This window comes from Brasilonema octagenarum UFV-OR1, assembly GCF_963888615.1.
Taxonomy (GTDB): domain Bacteria; phylum Cyanobacteriota; class Cyanobacteriia; order Cyanobacteriales; family Nostocaceae; genus Brasilonema; species Brasilonema sennae.
The window spans coordinates 31903-50112 of record NZ_CAWPKW010000252.1 but is presented as its reverse complement, the minus strand read 5'-3'; the positions used below and the strand labels follow the sequence as shown (position 1 = coordinate 50112).

Here is an 18210-nt window from a genome sequence, read left to right as displayed (position 1 = left end):
GCGGGGGTTCCCCCCGTTGTTCGCGCAGCGTCTCCGGAGGAGATAGGAACTGCGTTCGCGTAGCGTCTCCGCAGGAGATACCCGGAGGGTGAGCAATGCCCACCGGATTCTGAAAACTCCTGTAACCCAAGAACTGCACAGGCTATTTTCCTGTCTGTGCACAGATAGAATCATGTTTTACTATTCATCCTATATCGATAAATAATACAAAACTCATCTGCATAAGTTTTGATTATTTTCATGAATTCTACCCAACTGTTTAATAACTTATCCTCCAGAAATGTAGGGTGATGAAGTGGCGTTGCAAAAAGTTTGAAAACAGCTTCAAGGGTGTAAAAATAGCAACAGTTAAACTTAACTGCAATACTTGCTAGTTGAAGATGCCAACCACTAACTCTTTTTTCATCAAAAGATTTTGAGAAATTAAGAAGTTATCACAGAAGACAAGTTCTAACTAAATCTGTATATGAACGTACTGTTTTGTTTTATTCTATAATCAAAGGTTTTGTCAAGAGTGATTTCGTAAAAAATCAAATTTTTCACTAAAGTTTATATTTTTTTAAGTCATTCTTGGAATGATAGCGTTATGCACATTTTAGCATATAAGCATCTATCTAAAGGTTGAAAATAATATATTCTTGGCAAAAATCAGATTTTGGTCTATTTGCAACCCTAGTCGAGCGCTGGCTCCGCTTTGCATCTCTCAACAATATTTTCTTCTCCATTCTTGAAAGAAGAGGCACCAAACCTACATGGCAGTGTAATTTTTTTCTGTGTTGCTCCCTGTGCTTCCTGCCTCCTGCCTCTTCGAGAGGGTTTCCACACATCCCGCGAGGCTTTATGAATCTAAACAAGCCACATCTTCCTGTACCGATGAGTTGAGAAGTGTCCACAGTTGCAAATCAGTGAAGTCTGGAACTGTCATAAATGCCCCAAACGACTGAAGAACTATTGACTCCTGAGTCGTTGTCACGCCTATGGTGCGAATACCAGCACCCACAGCAGAACGAATTCCAGAGGGAGAATCTTCTAGTGCTATTGCTTGTTCTGCTGTGATACCTAACTTGTTTAGAGCAACTTGGTAGGGTGCAGGATTTGGTTTAGCAGCTATCTCATTTTCTGCTATGACAACTGTGTGAAAGACTTCTTTTATTTCCAAGACTTCTAGCACGAATTGGACATTTAATCTAGGAGCGTTGGTAACCAAAGCACGTTTTAGTTGATGCGTATCTGTCCATGCTATGAGTTCTAAAAATCCGCTTAGAGGTTTGAGAATAGTCTTGGCTTTTTCGCGGAAAAGAGCCTCTTTTTCGTCTGCAAACTTTGCACCTTCTTCTGGTGATAATTGTGGCAGGAAGTCTTCTAGAATTTGTGGATTGGTTCGCCCGCTAATGTGGAATTTATAAAATGTCTCATCAATGTCCATGTCGTAGGCTATCAGCATTTCCCGCCAAACTTGGTAGTGTATGGGGTCAGTGTTGGCGATCGTTCCATCTAGATCAAAGAGAATTGCAGCTAGCATGGTATTTAAGGTGTAAACTATTGTAAAGTTCCTTTACAGAGTTTACATTGTTTTGCCCTACTTTGTGATTCTGTCTGCATTCTTAAAAATAGGAACTTATAATTGAGCATTCACATGACAACCTATGGTAGCTGATACGAGTTAGGGCAGATCGGTAACTCTGTCCCTACTCATTTCCTTTGAGTTTGTCTGAAAATATTCTGTATACTCCGATGTCAACCCCCAAAAATTCTTTTTGCATCGATGTTCTACAGGTGCAAATTTTTAACTCTGAAGTTGAACTGGCGCAGGATGTAGCGGGAATTGTACAAAAACATTTACAGCGCACCCTTGAGCAAAAGGATACTGCGGCTATATTGCTAGCGACGGGCAACTCCCAAATGAAATTTCTTGATGCTTTGATAGCATTAGGTGGTGTAGATTGGTCACGGATTACCTGCTTTCATCTTGATGAATATTTGGGGATTTCTGCAGATAATTCGGCTAGTTTCCGGCGCTATCTACGGGAACGGGTTGAAATGAGGGTTAGTCCCAAGGAATTTCACTATATAGAAGGTGATGCTATGCAACCTTTGGCAGAATGCCATCGCTACACCAAACTCCTGCAAGCACAACCGATTGATTTATGCTGTCTTGGTGTTGGTGAAAACGGGCACTTGGCTTTTAATGATCCAGCAGTAGCAGATTTTAACGACCCCTATATATTGAAACTTGTGAAACTAGATACTATGAACCGTCAGCAACAAGTCAATACAGGGTATTTTTCCAGTTTGGAAAGTGTACCGCAATACGCTTTTACTGTTACTCTCCCAATGATTTGTTCGGCAAGAAAAATCATTTGTCTTGCACCAGGAAAACGCAAGGCGAAGATAGTGAAACAGATGTTGGAAGGGGATATTACCACAGATTGTCCGGCTTCTATTCTCCGCACGCAGCAGCAAGCGACGTTATTTTTGGATGTAGATTCTGCGGGTTTAATTTAGAGTAGTTCTACGCTACAACAATCGATAGTAAATTGCTGTTGTATGTAGTGAACCATCTGCACTTTTGGCATAATTCGGAATTTCGCCTACTTTAGTATATCCAATCTTTGTATACAGCTTCTCGGACAGGTCGCCTAGCGAGTATCCAGGACTAACGTCGTTCGCCCGATGATTCGTGCTTTAGATTCCACAGGTTCCATCAAGGAATGACCGATACCTCGGCGACGGTAAGCTTTATGCACTATCAGTTTTGTCACTTCAGTTCGATATAATCCATTCGCTTGCGTGCATAAATCCAGTTGAACAGTTCCTACAACAGTTAGTCCGTATCGTGCAACCAGAAGTAGGCGAGATTTGTTTTTGAGTGCATCAAAAACTTCTAACCAGTACTGTGTGCATGGGAATTCAAAGGCGGTAGAAAACCAACAGATGCGCTACTGTTAACAGCATTTTGTAGCAGACTTACTAATTGCACTTTGGACAAAAAAGTGGTTCGCGTAAATTATTAGCGAACTAAAAATCTAGGTATTATAAATCACCCCAGTTATTTTTCCAACTGAGTCAAACTGAGTTAAATGCCTAAAGCCTAAGAAAATTTATGCAGCTTTTTGTTTATTAGGTGTTGATTTTGACTGCTTCTTGACAACAGGATGCTTAGTTCGTTGTGTTTGAGCCTGACCTTGAACTCGACCGATGGAATTTCCTCGGGTTTTCGGAGAACGGGCAGGGGCAGACGTGGGGCTTCTACCGGAACTAGCTGCATAAGTTGACTTCACCGACAACTATTGAAAATATGGAAGTTTTAAAACTCAGGCAATGTAACTGCTCTGAGCGGCAAAGCCTTCTAACAAGGAAAAAAAGGAATAAACCTAAAGGAGCAAGTAATGCAAAATATCCCTTTTCAATTTAGTCACGGCGGATTTATCAAGCAGGAGGCTGTGGAAAGATCTTTGGAGACAACTAGCTTAGAGGCAATTGATGTAGAGACAGATTTCGATTACCTCTTCCCAGATCTCGCCAGAAACCCAAACAGCCTACTTCCGGCAGACAACACCACAGATGTTATTAACAAACTCAAAAAGCTGGGCGAGCTAATAATTGACCAAAACGGTCCTGAGCCTGAGGAAGCCAACTCAAATATACCTCCGGTTTATACCTACTGGGGACAGTTTATCGACCATGATATTACTGCCAACACAGATCGCACTGTCACAGACCTCAAAACTGACATTACCAAAGACGATTTCAAACCCCTCTCACCCGACTTCGTAAGGGATAAACTCAAGAATTTACGTCGCCCCACGTTCGATCTTGACAGTGTTTATGGCGATGGACCAACCCTAGATCCTCAAGCCCCCACAGAAGCAAGGGACTTTTATCAGGAAGAAGACCCAGTGAAACTGAAAGTTGGGCAAAACGCTCAACAGGATGTTAACGGGAACCCTCCGCCTGGAGTCGAAATTCCACCAGTAGAAGATTTACTACGCGACTTGCCACGCAATAACCCGCTCAATAAGAGACTAGCTGTAATTGGCGACAGTCGCAACGACGAGAATCTCATTGTGGCGCAGTTTCATACTGCTTTCTTGCGTTTCCACAACGCAGTAGTGGACTGGGTACGGGCAAATGAACCCGATAACGCCAAAGACAATAAAACTCTGTTTGTTCGGGCGCAAACTTTGGTTCGTTGGCATTACCAGTGGCTTGTTGTCAATGATTTCCTCAAAACAGTGACTGCAAACGGCACAGTAGACAGCATCCTCAGTGACGGGCTTAAATTCTACCAACCCCGGAATGGAGATCTTTTCATGCCTCTGGAATTCTCGGTTGCAGCTTACCGTTTTGGGCACAGCATGGTTCGCGGTGCTTATGACTTCAACCGCAATTTTGGACTCGAAGCCAATGTAATACCAACAGCACCGTTCAATTTGCTCTTTGGTTTTACAGGAAGAGGCAATATAGGCGGTAGTGTAGGTCAAGGACCGTTCGACACTCTCCCCTTTAACTGGATTATTGAATGGGACCGCTTTGTTGACAAACAGAAGGCTGCCGAAAGGAAGACGCTTTCTGCGCGAAAGATCGACACGCATCTTGCGTTTCCTTTGTCAGATCTGATTAATGAAGGCGAAGGAGAACAGTCTGATGCTATTAAACAGCTTCTCAAGCACCTCGCTAAACGGAACCTACTGCGCGGATATTTCCTCAGTATTCCGACTGGGCAGAGCTTAGCCGATAAACTAGGCGTCAAAAAATTGACAGCGGACGAGCTTAAACGGGGCAATTCAGCAGATATCAATCAAGCCCTCGAACCTTTCCTAGAAAAAACTCCAGCGTGGTACTACATCCTCAAGGAATCCGAAGTTCGTGCGAACGGGGATTCTCTGGGTGAAGTGGGCAGCCGCATTGTTGCTGAAACCATTATTGGTCTGATTAAGAACGATCCATCCTCCTATCTCAACGAGGGTGAGTACAATCGTGTTTGGGATCCTTCTAAAGGTGTCAAGTTGCCAAATGGTGGCGAAATTCGCGTGATTGGTGACTTTCTGAAGTTTGCGGGAGTATTGCTTTAATCGGTTATGTTGCAAAAATAGGGAGGGGTGTTAAGTGATTACTGATTACTGATAACTGTTTTAATGGCGTTGCTGAATTTGGTCATGAATTGCGTTTGTCAAGAGATTTTTAATTTTTCCCAACCCCTGTAGAACGACGGGATGCAATGTTAAGACAAAATCGTGATTTTCTCAATTCATATCAACATTTCAGCAACGGCGTTTTAATTAATATCCACTCAGCATTCCTCGCCGCTTAGCTGGCGACTAACTAACCAAGGATGGGTCGGTCACATTCCCTAAAGTACGCTGCCCCATTCTAACGCGGTATTGAGCAGAGATCTGACCAAAAACCTGCACTTCGGGTTTAAAATCCGAACGGAAACACCCGAACGCTTAACTCTTAACTCTGAAGAAGGAATAAAGGTGTACGAAGCTAAGCAACAATCTGCGGAGGAGTATTATAGTTAACTATTACACATAACCTTGTACCTCCTGGTTATAGAGCGTCAAACTCTCAAAATTCTTTTGCAAATTCAACGAAGCAGGTTTGAGTGCCAAAGTGCCCAAATTCAGCTCATCCTGAAACCGCTTAATTTTGTTCCTGCAAGTAACAACATCACCAATAATTGAATTTTCCAGCAATTGGTCTTCATCAAAAGTGCTTTTTTGACCATCATTTTGCTCGAGATGTTGACTGCTATTGCCATGCTTTTGTGCTTTAGCATTCAACCCCTTCATTCTTTGACTAAAAGTACGGATGAAAGGTAAAGCCTCACTCACCGCTTCATCATATGTACGAGCAACAAAAAAGAATCGTGACACCATGAACTTATCAGAACCACTGGAATTGATAGCACGGTATTTAGTCACATTACTCTTAAGTCTATCCAGAGTAAATGGTGCTCCACCCATCAAACCAAAAGAATTTAAAGCAGCAAACCCAATTGCTTCTTCATCACTCGTTGCTACATACACTGGAATTTGTTTTTGCAAAGGTTTTGGGTAAATTGAGACGCTATCGCACTGATAATACTTGCCAAGAAACGACACATCAGTGTGATACAGTAGCTTATGAATCAGCATTATTGCTTCTAGCGTTTTAGCACGGGATTCACTCATTGGAGTGTTAAAGTGCTTATTTTGTTCAGGAAATGGGCCACCCTTAGCAATACCTATAGCAAGTCGCCCATTGCAAAGATTATCCAGTGTGGTAATATCTTCTGCAACAAGAATTGGGTCATGAAATGCCAACAGCACAGCTGCTGAACCTAAGCGAATAGTTTTAGTCACGCCTGCTAAGTGTGCAATCAACACCAAAATTGACGGGCTAACACTGAAATCACTAAAATGATGCTCTGTCACCCAAGCTTCTTCAAAACCCAAACTTTCTGCGTGTTTGACTAGCGCCACTTGTTCCAAAATAGCGCGACGCGCATCAGAGTGATAATTCTCATAATTGCAGAAAAGTCCTGTTTTCATGGCACACTTCCTTTTTATTGTGTGACAATCCACTGCAATTCTAACCACAACTGGGGATTCTCTTGCTTGAGCTTTGACTGAGGATCATGCAGCAAGCATGTCGCATTTAGACAAACAACCTTACTTAATCCCAGAAAAAAAGCGACTTCTCTAAAGACATGGATTTCGGCTTTGACAGCAGCAATCGTGTTTTTAGAACAATAAATTGCAATGTAAGGCAGGAAGTGAAGACTCTGTTGTCCCCAGAAAGATTGAATGACTTTTAGATGACACTGGTTTAGTAATGTACCAAATTGTGGAAACGAGTGACTGACGATTCGTCTAAATTCTTGGACTATCTCTTGTTCGTTCCAACTTGTGTTCGTATTCATATCATCCTTGAACGACTTTTCGGGTTTTGTGTTGTACAAAAAGGGTGACGAAGCAATTTTTTGCTGATACTCGCTCCGTTTTTCTCAAATACTATGAAATGCTTGACTAATTCTAGGAAACGCCGCTTATCAAAAATGCCTTGAATTAATACTTCTAGTTCTGTTTCTCCTTGATGTGGAAAGTCTTCGCCATCAATTGAACACCAAGGTAAGAACTCTTTCCAGCCAGAGGTTAAAGTACCAACTCGTGCCTGATTTCTACAGGCAATGATAAGGAGGGCATTGTGGAAAAACAGAGTTGGAATTTGTTGTTTGTAGGACTGAAGTTGCTGATATGCTCCTTGGAGAGTAGCTTTTTTGTCCTGAAAGTCAGTATAAGCAATGACTGCTAAAGGTAATCCGTTGATGAAGACAATGGTATTGAGATAGTGAATATCACACTCCTCAACAATATTAAACCCATGAATCACTAACCAGTCATTAGAGAGCAAATTAGACAAGTCAATAAACCACACCTTGTCATGAACTATTTGATCACCGTTGTGGTAAACAACATCAACTCCTTCGGTTAGGAGTTTGTGAAAACGACGGTTATTTTCCAGTAAGTCAGAACTGTAGGTACTAATCAGCCCAGATATGACTGTTTCAATGACCTCACATGGAACTTTGGGGTTAATCTGCTTCAAAGCGTTGCTAAGGCGAGTCCACAAAACTACCTGATCATTGCCACTAAGCTGAGCCTTGTATCTACCTATGTTAATATCTGATTCCAGAAGAACAGTGTAACCGATAACCTCAAACAGGGTCAGTAAATCTGGCGCTGTTCTTGAAGGTTTGATATCAAAGCGTCGGCGAAGCCTTGTTGTCAGACGGCTCGCTTTTATAGTTGCTATTGTTGATAGTGCGGAATTCATGCTTACCAACAGACGTAGTTTTGAGTGACCGCAGAGTTTTCGCCTAACCCACCAAATTAATTGAAGATTTACAAAATTGGTTGGTATACCCTGAACAGGAGATACCGCCCCCTAGTAACATCAAAGCCTAGATGGATTAGCAAAACTGTATCAATTGCTGCTGTTTTCCAACATTGTTGGTAACAGAATGTAACAGTTTTAAGTAAGTCATTTACAAGAAAATCACTCTGCACTTGCCATGAAAATCTCTTATACCAATTTGAAAAAAGAATGCGACAGATACACACTCCCAAGCCCCTGTTACGTCTGGCTTTCTTCATTTTGAATGAGCGAATTTTGAATTGGTATTACCCTCACACCTTTACACCCACTGATCGGGTTCTCGCCATGACTTTTAACAAATCTTAAATGTAGCTAACTTGATTTTTACCAACCTTATTGGTACATTATCAAAACGTACAAAAACCGAAATATATATATCAGAGTTTATTCGTAGAGATTAATGGATGCGACAAAAGCTGAGATTTAGTAAATAGCCAGGAAACGATAACACTGTTTTGAAATTCTACCAATAAAAAATATGAGAAAATGTTTGCTTGCCGTCTCTCTCGTAAGCTGTGTTTCCTACATCATGCCGACTTCTGAGGCGATCGCAGCTTCATTGACAAATCAAAATCAGTCTGAACCGTCCACCGTCACCTTATACGCAGCTGGTAGTTTGAGAGGTGCGTTGTCAGAAGTAGCTGATGACTTCACCAAAGAGTACGGAAATCCTGTGAAAACAGAATTTGGTCCGTCTGGAACACTGCGGGGACGTCTGGAAAACGGGGAACAGGCTGATGTCTTTGCCAGTGCTGACATTGGAAATCCTCTCAAACTGTATCAAGAAGGTTTGAGTGGTCCTGTGGTAAACTTCACTAGCAATCGCATGACTCTTGTTGTGAAACCGGGGTTGTCTGTCACACCAGATAACCTTTTAAACATATTGCTAGATTCAAATATTAAACTAGGTACTTCAACCCCCATATCTGATCCTTCTGGAGATTATGCACAGGAGATATTTCGTAAAGCCGATACTTTGAGACCAGGTAGTTTTCAAACGCTAGATGCAAAAGCTTTGCGGTTGGTTGGTGGACCAAGTTCTCCACCAGTTCCCGATGGAAAAAATAATTTAGTGTACTTTTTGGAGGAGACTAAGCAGGCAGATGTCTTTTTGGCTTATTACACGAGTGCACTATCAGCCTTGAAAATTTCACCTGACTTACAAGTGGTGGAATTACCAGACAATCTGGCAGTCAAAGCCGATTATGGACTGACTGTACTCAAAGATGCCAGTCCTGACGGGAAGAAGCTTGCTGAATATATCCTTTCTCCTTTTGGACAAAAGATTCTGACGAAATATGGATTTAGTTCAGAATCCTTGGTTTCCGTTCCTGAATCCCAGAATTGGGGCGGTATGGTTCTTGGTGTTGGTATCGCCTTAGTTCTGAAGAAAACATCAGCATCTTCTAAAAAACGAAAACTCAAAAAAGTTGCTACTTGCCACGACTAGAGTCATTAGACTTCTTATCATCCGCCTTAGCATCTTCCAAAAAGCGAACACTCAGGAAAGTGGCTATTTACTGTCACTAGAAGCGAATTTTTAACAATTACAGAGGTATGTTTTATGCGTTTTACTCGTCGGATCGCAATTGTGTCTTTAACACTGTCCATATTGGGATTTTGGCAAGCGACTTTCGCTTCGCCAGGTAACCATTCTCTTTTAAAATCAGAGAAAACACCAGCACCGTGGGAAGAAAATGCGTGCCCAGGCGGTGTTTCTCAGACATTGCGCTTGGGTGGTGAAGTCAACAATCCGACAACCTTCGACTTGCAAAAGCTTATAAATTTGCAAGAAAATTTAAAAAACCAAAACCCAGCAGTCGTGACCGAAGTTACTGTGTCTTTCCAAACAGGATCAGGTCCGAGAACAGAAACATACTACGGAGTCCCTTTGTGGGAGTTAATTAATAATGAGATTTCTTCAGGGGGACTTAAAGCTGGTAATTCCGGTCAAAATCCTAAAAACGCTTTCCTGCGACAGTACGTTCTTGCTGAAGCCACTGACTGCTATGAGGCGATCGTAAGTATTGGTGAAATTCAACCCAACTTTGAAGGCAAACAAGTGCTAGTTGCATTTGCAAAAAAAGCAAGCGATGGTAGCATCCAATATTTGACAGATACAGATGAGGGATTTGCTCGTCTAGTGGTTCCTGGTGATAAAGCAGGAGGACGTTATGTCAGCAACGTTAGAAACATCCTAGTACTTTCTGGCCCTGCTTCCCCTTTAAAACCCAAATATTTCCGGCAGCCTTAATCCACTTTAATTTCTCTGAATAAAAGCAGACTTTATCTAAATCAAAAGAACCCCAGAATGTAGTGGTTCTATTTAATATGATGTCCGCTAAATAACCCATAAGAAAAATCTCTCTATTTCTTGGCGTCTGGTACGTTTTTGTGTGAGATTATATTCAGGGTATTTAAGCGGACATCATATCAGTAGTCAAGCCAGACTTCGGTAGAAAAAAAGTCGTCTAATCAACAGAAACCATCACATCTGATGCTTTGATGATGGCGTAAGCTTCTTTTCCTTCGTGAAGTGTCAACTAGTCTGAGACTATTGTTATATGTAGGTTTTCGGCTGTTTATAAGATACTGGGTGAATTCTTTTTTAGGCAAAGTTAGCCAAGCGCGTATGTTTTGGTTCGGTTGCTACTCAAGGGCGAGTGCTGTGTCCTAACGTGACGGATATCACAGTAAGTATCCATTTTCGTACGAAAAAGAGCACTCAGTGATACGTAACTTGTGCTGTATAACAAATTTGATTACTGTTTGGTGACTTGCTGCTTCAATTCTTCTAGCGATCCATGTTCTTTTATGGCGTTGCTGATTTGAAGTATGAATTCAGTTTTGTCATGCTGAATGTAGCGAGCGCGAAATGTAGACGCGAACGCGAACGCTTCACTTCGTTACGCTCAAAATGACAATTCATACCCTGATTCAGCAACGCCTCTTTTATGAAGTCCGTATCGCATGATTGCGTCACGCTCCGCGTATCGCATGATTGGGCAGCTTCTGCATCGTTGCCCGATAACCGCAGTGAATTCCACTCCTTTGATGCAAGACTCAAAAATTTAACCGGGTTCCTATATAATATGATAAGTTTATTTGGTTGGAGATTTAGCAATCTTTCACCGAATTTCACTTAATTTATATATGTGGAGAAAAATCATGATCGATCAGTCTTTGTTGAAAGATTTAGAGCAGTTTCAAGAATTATCTGAACAAGAAGCTAAGGAAGTGAGTGGTGGTAAAAGCTCTGTCATCGATGTTAAGTATACCAATGTCGGTGCCTGTCCTGCCTGTCGTTCCGGATTTGATCCAAAGGTGACTAATCAGTATGACGGTATCATTAAGAAGTGAATTAAATAAAGAGCAGCTTTTGTAGGATGAGTTACGAGTAGTGCTAACGCACTTTATCCAATAAAAGTTTTGCATTTTATTTCATGAATCATCCTTACTAGCCTATCTGTAATAGTTAGTGGGCAGATATTTTCAATAGTAGATAACTTCTACTAACAATTTGAACAGCGGTGACAGTAATAGGTGCATTTACTTGGAATGAGTGGTGAATAACGGAGTGGTTTTCAATTACATCTGAGTGAGATTATCACTTCGCTATCTTCATTTATTTGGCGATGCGCGACCACCTCATCTGATATTAGAGATAGCAATTTTATGCTTGCACTAGAACAGGAACCAAAGGACTACGCTAACACTTTGTCTGCTCTTCCCAAACTCGGCGTCGGTCTTTCATTTCAAGCACCGCTGCAAAGTTTTGTAGAAGCTCACTTGGACACCTTTGATTTCCTAGAGATTATTCCAGATACCCTCTGGAATGATTTGGGTTCTAGTGCGGCTCCTCGCTACCAAGAAAATCGAAAAACTCAGGGATTTTTAGAATTTCTTGCAAAACACAAGCCAATTATTGCTCATAGCATCGGACTGTCCATTGGCAGCGCAGATTGGTTTGATCGTGTACATGTAGCCCAGATTGCGAAATGGCAGCGACAGTATCACTTTCCTTGGCACAGCGATCATTTATCCTTTAGTCGCTTAGCGCAGGCATCTGGTCATCTTATCGATGTTGGCCTTACCATGCCAGTTCCCTATGATGCAGAAGTCCTGGATCTGCTTGTAGAGAGGGTAAATCATGTCCATAAAGAAATCTCAGTGCCTTTCCTGCTGGAGAACAATGTCTATTATTTTGAGATTCCCAGCCAAGAGATGAGTGAAGCAGAGTTCCTCAATCAACTTACAGCTCGAACTGGCTGTGGGCTTTTACTCGACCTTCATAACGTTTATGTCAATGCCTGCAACCATAGTTTTGATCCTTGGGATTTCCTTAGCAACCTTGACTTAACCAAAGTGGTAGAAATCCATCTCGCAGGCGGAATGATGATGGAAGGTTTCTATCTAGACGCTCACTCAGGAGTTTGTCCAGAAGCAGTTTGGCAACTACTGGAGGAACTTCTGCCCAAAGCCCCAAATGTAGCTGGTATTGTCTTTGAAGTCTTTGGGACACATTACCATCGCATGGGATCTGAACTGCTCAAACAAGAACTTAGTAGAGCTAAAACGATTTGGAAAGCCAGCCGATAAAGGAATGACTTTATGACACTTCTAGGTTTTCAACAGGCTTTATCCGAATTAGTGATGTCTTCAGAGTTTTGCTTGCAAGTTTTGACGAGTCCTGATTTAGCTCTAGGGGCATTTGATCTAACTCCCCTAGAACATCAGCGCCTAGTATCTTTGGCTCAGACGCCTGGGCTTGGCATCGGTAGAATGCTTCATCGTTCATTTCGTCTTAGCATGCTGGTAAATCTCTTGCCCAAAACCTGCACAGTGCTAAATACTCAGAATCTCAACCAGGTATTCAATATTTACTGGCAAACACAGCCGCCGCGCAATTTCTACTACCAGCAGGAAGCCGTCCGGTTCGGGGAGTTCTTGATCGCACAACTTGAGCAAGGCACCATCCAGAATGAATTTCTGGAAGAAATTTTGCGTTTCGAGATCTCCGTGCTTTTTCTAATGAGATTTATACCTGAACAGGTAGCTGGCAATAACAGCTTAAAACTAGGGGTTTCAGAGGATTTCTTTGCTAATTTGAATCCTCAATATCGCATTGTCCTTTTTCGGCATGAGCCTGATAGTCTGCTCACAACCTTGAATGAAGGTCGAGTGCCTGAATCTGGGCTTGAAGGTAATTACTATCTCCTTTTGACAATCTCTTCCACAAATCAGTTGCAAATCAAGCCAGTAGGATCTCGACTTGGTGAGATCCTATTGGCTTGTAATGGTCAGCGTAGCGTATCGCATCTATGTACACAATTATCTTTAACACTTCAAGACCTAGAGATATTAGCTGAAAGAGGCTTTCTCAGCTTCCATCACCAAGCATCGATACTGTCAGCATCTGACTTTTCCCGTTAAGTATCGCAACTCTTCCCTTCGGGGAAGACCTCCGGTCTCGCTGCGCTTTAGACCTCGCTTGCGTGCGCTTTGCGCATACGCCAGTCGCCTGGGCGTGGGAAACCCCTCCGTAGGCATGTGGCGTCCGGACTGCCTCACCCCGGTACTGGCTCCCCTACACGCCTTTGAAACTTGTGTCACAGCAATTCCGCAAGGGAAAATTGTCGCTGACGGTCTAATTCCTGAAGTTGCTGTTTTTCTTGGTAGAAAATTTTACAATAAGATTCCCATTTTTCCGGCTCAGCTTCTGGATCGATTTGCTCAAAGACTTCACATAAATGACGATAGCGCTTTTCACGTAGCACCAGTTCAATGCAAGCAGTGGCTGCTTGAATCAACTTATCATGACGTGAGATGATTTCCTTTTGTGTTTTCTCATTTAAATGAAATAAGTGAGATACCAAACTCATTTCTTCTGGAAACTCTAGACATCTATCTTGCACCATTGATATCAAATCATCGTCAATCCCAGAGGAAATCTCTAAAATTTGCCGCCACAAAAAGCGGTGATGAGAAAGACTAAATTGCAAATCTCGCTCGTCTAAAACATCAACTATAGCCCCACGATATACTGGATAGTGCAAGTAAATTTGCAACAATAAAGCCTCTGCTATTGGTAATAAATTGCTTTCACTCTTGTCGAGACTTTGCTGTCTTTCTACAGGTTGCTGTTTGATAACTGGTGTTGGCTTACGAAATGCCCTAGTAGGAGCAATTTGTGTCAGAAGATTTTCTACTCTTAGGGATATCAGTCTGGTATCTCCTAAACTGAGGATTTCATCGCAGTGGGAAATGTAATAGTTAAGTGTATCACTGTTAGCTATATTTTTCAATAGCTTTACCATCTGCCCAGACACTTGTTGGAAATCAGCAGCCTGTTTCAAGTCACGCTCTTTTGTCATTTGCTGAATTTGCCAATCTAACCAAAGTGGAGCCTTTGCTAATAATTGTCTATAATCTTCTGGTTCACGTCCTTGCAAGTATTCGTCAGCGTCTTTGCCATCAGGTAAATTGAGAATCTTAAGCTGGACTTCACCTTTATATGCGAGTTCGGCAATTTCTCCAATTGCTCTTTGTGCGGCGTTTGTCCCAGCTTTATCAGCATCAAAGTTGAGGACTAACTGTTTGGAGTCGGTGTAGCGTAGGACTTGCCGAACTTGTTCTATGCTAAGAGCAGTTCCAAGGGAGGCGATCGCATTATTTATCCCGGCTGCGTGGAGAGCGATCGCATCAAAATATCCCTCCACCACCACAGCTTGATCCTGTTGGGAAATCCCTGCTTTTGCTTTATCAAGGGCAAACAAAGTTTTCCCCTTGATAAAAACTTCTGTTTCCGGTGAATTCAAATATTTAGGTTGTTCATCACCTAAACTTCTGCCACCAAAGCCAATGACACGTCCGAGAACATCGTGGATGGGAATGATGACGCGATCGCGAAACACGTCATAATAACCACTCGCTTCCTTACGTGGCTTAATCAAACCCGCTTTTTCCACCAGTTGTACTGGGTAGCGTTTGTCCTCAACTAAATAACGGTAGAGTGTTTCCCAACCTGCGGGCGCATATCCAATACCGAATTGCTGTATTGTTTCTTCCTTCAGTTGGCGTACCGATTGCAAATATTGTAATGCCTTCTCTCCCGAACTCGCCTCAACCAGGGGAGCCTCCGAAGGACGCTTCTGTCCATTATACCTGAGAGCGTGTTGATAAAACTGTGCCGCCGCAGCGAGAACTTCATATAGTTGTTCGCGCAAAGACAACTGACGCTGCAACTCTTGCCTCTGTTCTGGTTCTAGCGTTCTCACTGAGACTTGGTAACGCCGCGCCAAATCTAATACCACTTCAGCAAAAGAGCGCTTCTCCAACTCCATGAGAAACTTGATAGCATTGCCACCAGCTTGACAGCCAAAGCAGTAGTACATCTGCTTAGTCTGGCTGACAGTGAAACTGGGACTTTTTTCTGAGTGAAAGGGACACAAACCTACATGGTCTTTTCCGCGCTTGCGTAAGACAACCTGTTCTGAGATGACATCGACAATGTCAGCTCGTTGTTTAACTTCTTCAATTGTGTCCGGATGCAGGCGGGGGATGTGCATACTAAATTAGGAGTCAACAGTCAAGAGTTACAAATGATTGATCATTGACTGTTGTCTATAGACTAACGGTTCTGATGAATATTATATTCTTGATGCCAATCCAAGTATGACGCCTCAGAATCGCTCATTGTTAATTGTATAACAGGAAATACTGAAAATGGGACGCATTTTTCTTTCAGCAGCTCACGGAGGCAAAGAAGCAGGAGGAATAGATCCAGGCTCAATTGCTGGTGGGACAACCGAAGCCAAGGAAATGATTCTGCTGCGGGATTTGATCATCACCGAACTCAGAGCGCGTAATTTTGAAGTTTTGGCAGTTCCAGATGACTTGAGCGCCCAACAAACTATCGCTTGGATAAATTCTCGCGCTCGTCAAAAAGATGTTGCCCTAGAAATTCATGCTGATGCTGCGAGCAATCCTTCGGTACGTGGGGCAAGCATTTTATACATTGCTAACAATGATGAACGCAGAAATCATGCCGAGCTGCTACTGGTGGCACTGTTGCGTCGTGTTCCTCAGTTACCAAATCGGGGAGTCAAGTCAGACTCAGCAACAGGTTTGGGGCGTTTGGCGTTTTGTCGTCAGACATCAGTTGCTTCTTTGTTGATGCAAGTTGGCTTTCTTACTAGCCCAGATGATCGCGCCTTGCTGCAAACTCGCCGCCGCGACTTTGCCTTAGGAATTGCCGATGGAGTTGCATCTTGGAGTCGTACTATTGATCCTGGTTCAGCTGTGGAAACAGACTCAACATATCCAGTATTTAGTATCAAAATTAATGGACAACTTTATCCAGAGAAAGGGATACTCATTAACGGTAATGCCTATATCCCCATTGACTTGGCGGATCGCTTGCGGATTGATTTATCCAAAGCGCCTAATGTCCGCCGCGTGACTTATCGCCGAGTTGTTTTCCTCAAAGCCGTTGAACTGCGCGACTTTCATCTTTCTGTCGTATGGGATAGTACAAGTCAAACTCTGAATTTACGCTCGATCGCCCAAATTCCCCTTGGTCAAATTGACAAGATTATGTCATATGGTCATACATCAGAAGTGCAGTTGCAGTTATTTGTGAGAAACAATAATGAAAATGCGATCGTGCAGTTTCCCGACTTGCCCAAACTCTACCGCGAAGAAGCGACAATAGAAGGAGTGAGTCATGACATTGCTTTCTGCCAAATGTGCTTAGAAACTGGATTTTTACACTTTGGTGACGATGTCAAATCAGAACAAAATAACTTTGCAGGTTTAGGGGCTATTGGTGGTGCACCAAACGCAGCGTCGTTTGAAAGTGCCAGACTTGGTGTTCGGGCGCACATCCAACACTTGAAAGCTTACGCCAGTTTGGAACCACTGGTGCAAGAACTCGAAGATCCAAGATTTCGCTTTGTGACTCGCGGTATTGCTCCATCAATCGAACAACTTTCGGGACGTTGGTCTGCCGATTTGGAATATGGTAACAAAATTATGGCAATGCTCAAACGGCTTTATGAGTCAGCAGGGCTATTCTAAGTGCTGAGATCCTAGCACCACAAACAAATTGTTCTCCGCAACCGTCGTACGTTTTCGGTTGAAGGAGATCACTTTGAGGAATTTTTGCACAGGAAAAAAGTAGTGGCGGGCGCTCTGCGCCATCGCGGTTGCTGGGAGTTGACACTCCCAACCGTCTACTTTCTTTGGGTTGGCTTGTTGCCCAAGGTGGCTCCCCAGTAAAAATAGAAGAAAATATGTTCACATATAAGAAGCTTTTTCTTGAAATCAAGATTTGGTGAAGATTATCTTTATTTCCGTAAATATCTATTAAAGAGTGGGCACAACATGACGATTTGTATTGTCATAGATGTTATGGTTTACTTGACTATAGAAACATTAATCTCTTAGCAAAACTAAGTATCTTTGGCTATGTTCAAAGTATACACAAATAACTACATATAGGTTGTTAGTATGTACTATTGTCTACTTGTTTCTATCACCTTTTTCTAGTCCTTTACAAGAGGAATAAAAGCTTCGACTTATCTCGACTTCCCTCGATACAAGTCGCTCAGCTTTAAGGAAATGGCTTATTAATGGCAACAGTAGAGAAACGTTTTTTACAATCATTTATCTGTAGTTATAAAAATAAAATCAATATTTTTGCTATAAGTCTAATGTAGAGAGCAGCTGTGCATTTACTACAGTATGTGCAGTGACGAGCAAACTGTACGATGGAAGCTCAGAGGTCATTTGTTATGTTTAAGCTAGATTTTCTTCGTGAAATCCTTCTGACTCACATCCAGCAACCACTGCTAAAAGGAACAGTTTTTGTAGGGTATGAGCTAGTAGTTCCAAGAGTTCATGCCGTCAGGGTTCCTGGTGGTGTTACTCCCCCCTGAATTTTATAGATTTCAAAAGCTTTCTTGGTCAAGGTTAGAGGCGTGACTTCTACTCTACACAGCCTTGCAAGATAAAGAATTTTCGTAATACACAACTTAGTATAGAACTGCATAAATTCGTAATAATTTTTAGTTGCGAATGTTCTAGGAATGCAGAGCTTCGCTGGATGATGAAAAATCACAATTTCACGCTACATATAGGTGTGAATGTGTAAACAACTGTACTTTGTTCAATACAAGAGTTTGTTCAGATACAGCAATACTAAATTATTCGTGAACAACGTCATTTTTTCTCATTGATCTAAATTCTTTGTGTCCTAATACAGTCAGGTGCCTGCATCAAAGGACG

General features: G+C 42.3%; 16 protein-coding genes. 9 read left to right on the top strand and 7 right to left on the bottom strand.

Translation table 11 applies throughout. The features are described from left to right. Positions 1 to 838: 838 nt before the first annotated feature. Positions 839 to 1522, bottom strand: a complete 684-nt coding sequence (locus tag AC5590_RS20735) for an HAD family hydrolase (RefSeq protein WP_169265335.1) — start codon at positions 1520 to 1522, stop codon at positions 839 to 841. A gap of 212 nt (positions 1523 to 1734) precedes the next feature. Between AC5590_RS20735 and AC5590_RS20730 the strand changes: the two genes are divergently transcribed. Further along, complete coding sequence (locus tag AC5590_RS20730; protein ID WP_169265334.1) at positions 1735 to 2505, top strand: glucosamine-6-phosphate deaminase; 771 nt, start codon at positions 1735 to 1737, stop codon at positions 2503 to 2505. A gap of 134 nt (positions 2506 to 2639) precedes the next feature. On the opposite strand, the gene AC5590_RS20725 is transcribed toward AC5590_RS20730, so the two are convergent. Both AC5590_RS20725 and AC5590_RS20720 read right to left on the bottom strand, forming a co-directional pair. Continuing rightward, positions 2640 to 2936, bottom strand: coding sequence for a GNAT family N-acetyltransferase (locus AC5590_RS20725; protein WP_216670027.1), 297 nt, complete (start codon positions 2934 to 2936; stop codon positions 2640 to 2642). 165 nt (positions 2937 to 3101) lie between these two features. After that, a complete protein-coding gene (locus AC5590_RS20720; protein WP_169265300.1) occupies positions 3102 to 3281 on the bottom strand; it encodes a hypothetical protein in 180 nt (59 codons plus the stop codon). Positions 3282 to 3389: 108 nt separating this feature from the next. On the opposite strand from AC5590_RS20720, the gene AC5590_RS20715 reads away from it, so the two are divergent. Next, positions 3390 to 5075 carry a peroxidase family protein gene (locus AC5590_RS20715; protein WP_169265333.1) on the top strand — a complete coding sequence of 562 codons (1686 nt, stop codon included), beginning with the start codon at positions 3390 to 3392 and terminating at the stop codon, positions 5073 to 5075. A gap of 453 nt (positions 5076 to 5528) precedes the next feature. On the opposite strand, the gene AC5590_RS20710 is transcribed toward AC5590_RS20715, so the two are convergent. The 3 genes from AC5590_RS20710 to AC5590_RS20700 are packed head-to-tail and all read right to left on the bottom strand — an operon-like array spanning position 5529 to position 7821. Further along, positions 5529 to 6536 (bottom strand): LLM class flavin-dependent oxidoreductase, encoded by a 1008-nt coding sequence (locus AC5590_RS20710; protein WP_169265332.1) that lies wholly within the window; start codon positions 6534 to 6536, stop codon positions 5529 to 5531. A 14-nt stretch (positions 6537 to 6550) separates the two neighbouring features. Beyond that, positions 6551 to 6907 (bottom strand): hypothetical protein, encoded by a 357-nt coding sequence (locus tag AC5590_RS20705; RefSeq protein ID WP_169265331.1) that lies wholly within the window; start codon positions 6905 to 6907, stop codon positions 6551 to 6553. Further along, on the bottom strand, positions 6904 to 7821 hold the full coding sequence (locus AC5590_RS20700; protein ID WP_169265330.1) for a type I restriction endonuclease: 918 nt from the start codon (positions 7819 to 7821) through the stop codon (positions 6904 to 6906). Before AC5590_RS20700 ends, AC5590_RS20705 begins: the two co-directional genes overlap by 4 nt. Positions 7822 to 8401: 580 nt before the next feature. Here AC5590_RS20700 and AC5590_RS20695 point away from each other — a divergent pair. The 5 genes from AC5590_RS20695 (at position 8402) to AC5590_RS20675 (ending at position 13356) form a co-directional block, all read left to right on the top strand. Continuing rightward, positions 8402 to 9373: a molybdate ABC transporter substrate-binding protein gene (locus AC5590_RS20695; RefSeq protein ID WP_169265329.1), complete on the top strand. Its 972-nt coding sequence runs from the start codon at positions 8402 to 8404 to the stop codon at positions 9371 to 9373. Between the two features lie 114 nt (positions 9374 to 9487). Then, positions 9488 to 10177: a hypothetical protein gene (locus tag AC5590_RS20690; protein WP_169265328.1), complete on the top strand. Its 690-nt coding sequence runs from the start codon at positions 9488 to 9490 to the stop codon at positions 10175 to 10177. Positions 10178 to 11091: 914 nt separating this feature from the next. Continuing rightward, the gene (locus AC5590_RS20685) at positions 11092 to 11283 is read left to right on the top strand and encodes a hypothetical protein (RefSeq protein WP_169265327.1); all 192 of its coding nucleotides are present in this window, start codon (positions 11092 to 11094) and stop codon (positions 11281 to 11283) included. A gap of 315 nt (positions 11284 to 11598) precedes the next feature. Further along, entirely contained in the window at positions 11599 to 12522 is a 924-nt protein-coding gene (locus tag AC5590_RS20680; RefSeq protein WP_169265326.1) for an MbnB/TglH/ChrH family RiPP precursor modification enzyme, read from the top strand. 12 nt (positions 12523 to 12534) lie between these two features. Beyond that, a complete protein-coding gene (locus AC5590_RS20675; RefSeq protein ID WP_169265325.1) occupies positions 12535 to 13356 on the top strand; it encodes a hypothetical protein in 822 nt (273 codons plus the stop codon). A 176-nt stretch (positions 13357 to 13532) separates the two neighbouring features. Here the strand turns inward: AC5590_RS20675 and dnaG are convergent, their stop codons facing one another. Further along, positions 13533 to 15491, bottom strand: coding sequence for a DNA primase (gene dnaG / locus AC5590_RS20670; protein ID WP_169265324.1), 1959 nt, complete (start codon positions 15489 to 15491; stop codon positions 13533 to 13535). A gap of 157 nt (positions 15492 to 15648) precedes the next feature. Here dnaG and tftA point away from each other — a divergent pair, with 157 nt between their 5' ends. Both tftA and AC5590_RS20660 read left to right on the top strand, forming a co-directional pair. After that, complete coding sequence (gene tftA / locus AC5590_RS20665) at positions 15649 to 17001, top strand: hormogonium tapered terminus morphoprotein TftA (RefSeq protein WP_169265323.1); 1353 nt, start codon at positions 15649 to 15651, stop codon at positions 16999 to 17001. A 716-nt stretch (positions 17002 to 17717) separates the two neighbouring features. Next, positions 17718 to 17861, top strand: coding sequence for a hypothetical protein (locus tag AC5590_RS20660; protein ID WP_169157121.1), 144 nt, complete (start codon positions 17718 to 17720; stop codon positions 17859 to 17861). The last annotated feature ends 349 nt before the right edge of the window (positions 17862 to 18210 follow it).

Excerpts from the sequence above, each read along its gene's own strand:
- AC5590_RS20735 (WP_169265335.1), bottom strand. The coding sequence starts at position 1,522 with ATGCTAGCTGCAATTCTCTTTGATCTAGATGGAACGATCGCCAACACT.
- AC5590_RS20730 (WP_169265334.1), top strand. The coding sequence starts at position 1,735 with ATGTCAACCCCCAAAAATTCTTTTTGCATCGATGTTCTACAGGTGCAA.
- AC5590_RS20715 (WP_169265333.1), top strand. The coding sequence starts at position 3,390 with ATGCAAAATATCCCTTTTCAATTTAGTCACGGCGGATTTATCAAGCAG.
- AC5590_RS20710 (WP_169265332.1), bottom strand. The coding sequence starts at position 6,536 with ATGAAAACAGGACTTTTCTGCAATTATGAGAATTATCACTCTGATGCG.
- AC5590_RS20705 (WP_169265331.1), bottom strand. The coding sequence starts at position 6,907 with ATGAATACGAACACAAGTTGGAACGAACAAGAGATAGTCCAAGAATTT.
- AC5590_RS20700 (WP_169265330.1), bottom strand. The coding sequence starts at position 7,821 with ATGAATTCCGCACTATCAACAATAGCAACTATAAAAGCGAGCCGTCTG.
- AC5590_RS20695 (WP_169265329.1), top strand. The coding sequence starts at position 8,402 with ATGAGAAAATGTTTGCTTGCCGTCTCTCTCGTAAGCTGTGTTTCCTAC.
- AC5590_RS20690 (WP_169265328.1), top strand. The coding sequence starts at position 9,488 with ATGCGTTTTACTCGTCGGATCGCAATTGTGTCTTTAACACTGTCCATA.
- AC5590_RS20685 (WP_169265327.1), top strand. The coding sequence starts at position 11,092 with ATGATCGATCAGTCTTTGTTGAAAGATTTAGAGCAGTTTCAAGAATTA.
- AC5590_RS20680 (WP_169265326.1), top strand. The coding sequence starts at position 11,599 with ATGCTTGCACTAGAACAGGAACCAAAGGACTACGCTAACACTTTGTCT.
- AC5590_RS20675 (WP_169265325.1), top strand. The coding sequence starts at position 12,535 with ATGACACTTCTAGGTTTTCAACAGGCTTTATCCGAATTAGTGATGTCT.
- dnaG (WP_169265324.1), bottom strand. The coding sequence starts at position 15,491 with ATGCACATCCCCCGCCTGCATCCGGACACAATTGAAGAAGTTAAACAA.
- tftA (WP_169265323.1), top strand. The coding sequence starts at position 15,649 with ATGGGACGCATTTTTCTTTCAGCAGCTCACGGAGGCAAAGAAGCAGGA.
- AC5590_RS20660 (WP_169157121.1), top strand. The coding sequence starts at position 17,718 with ATGTTTAAGCTAGATTTTCTTCGTGAAATCCTTCTGACTCACATCCAG.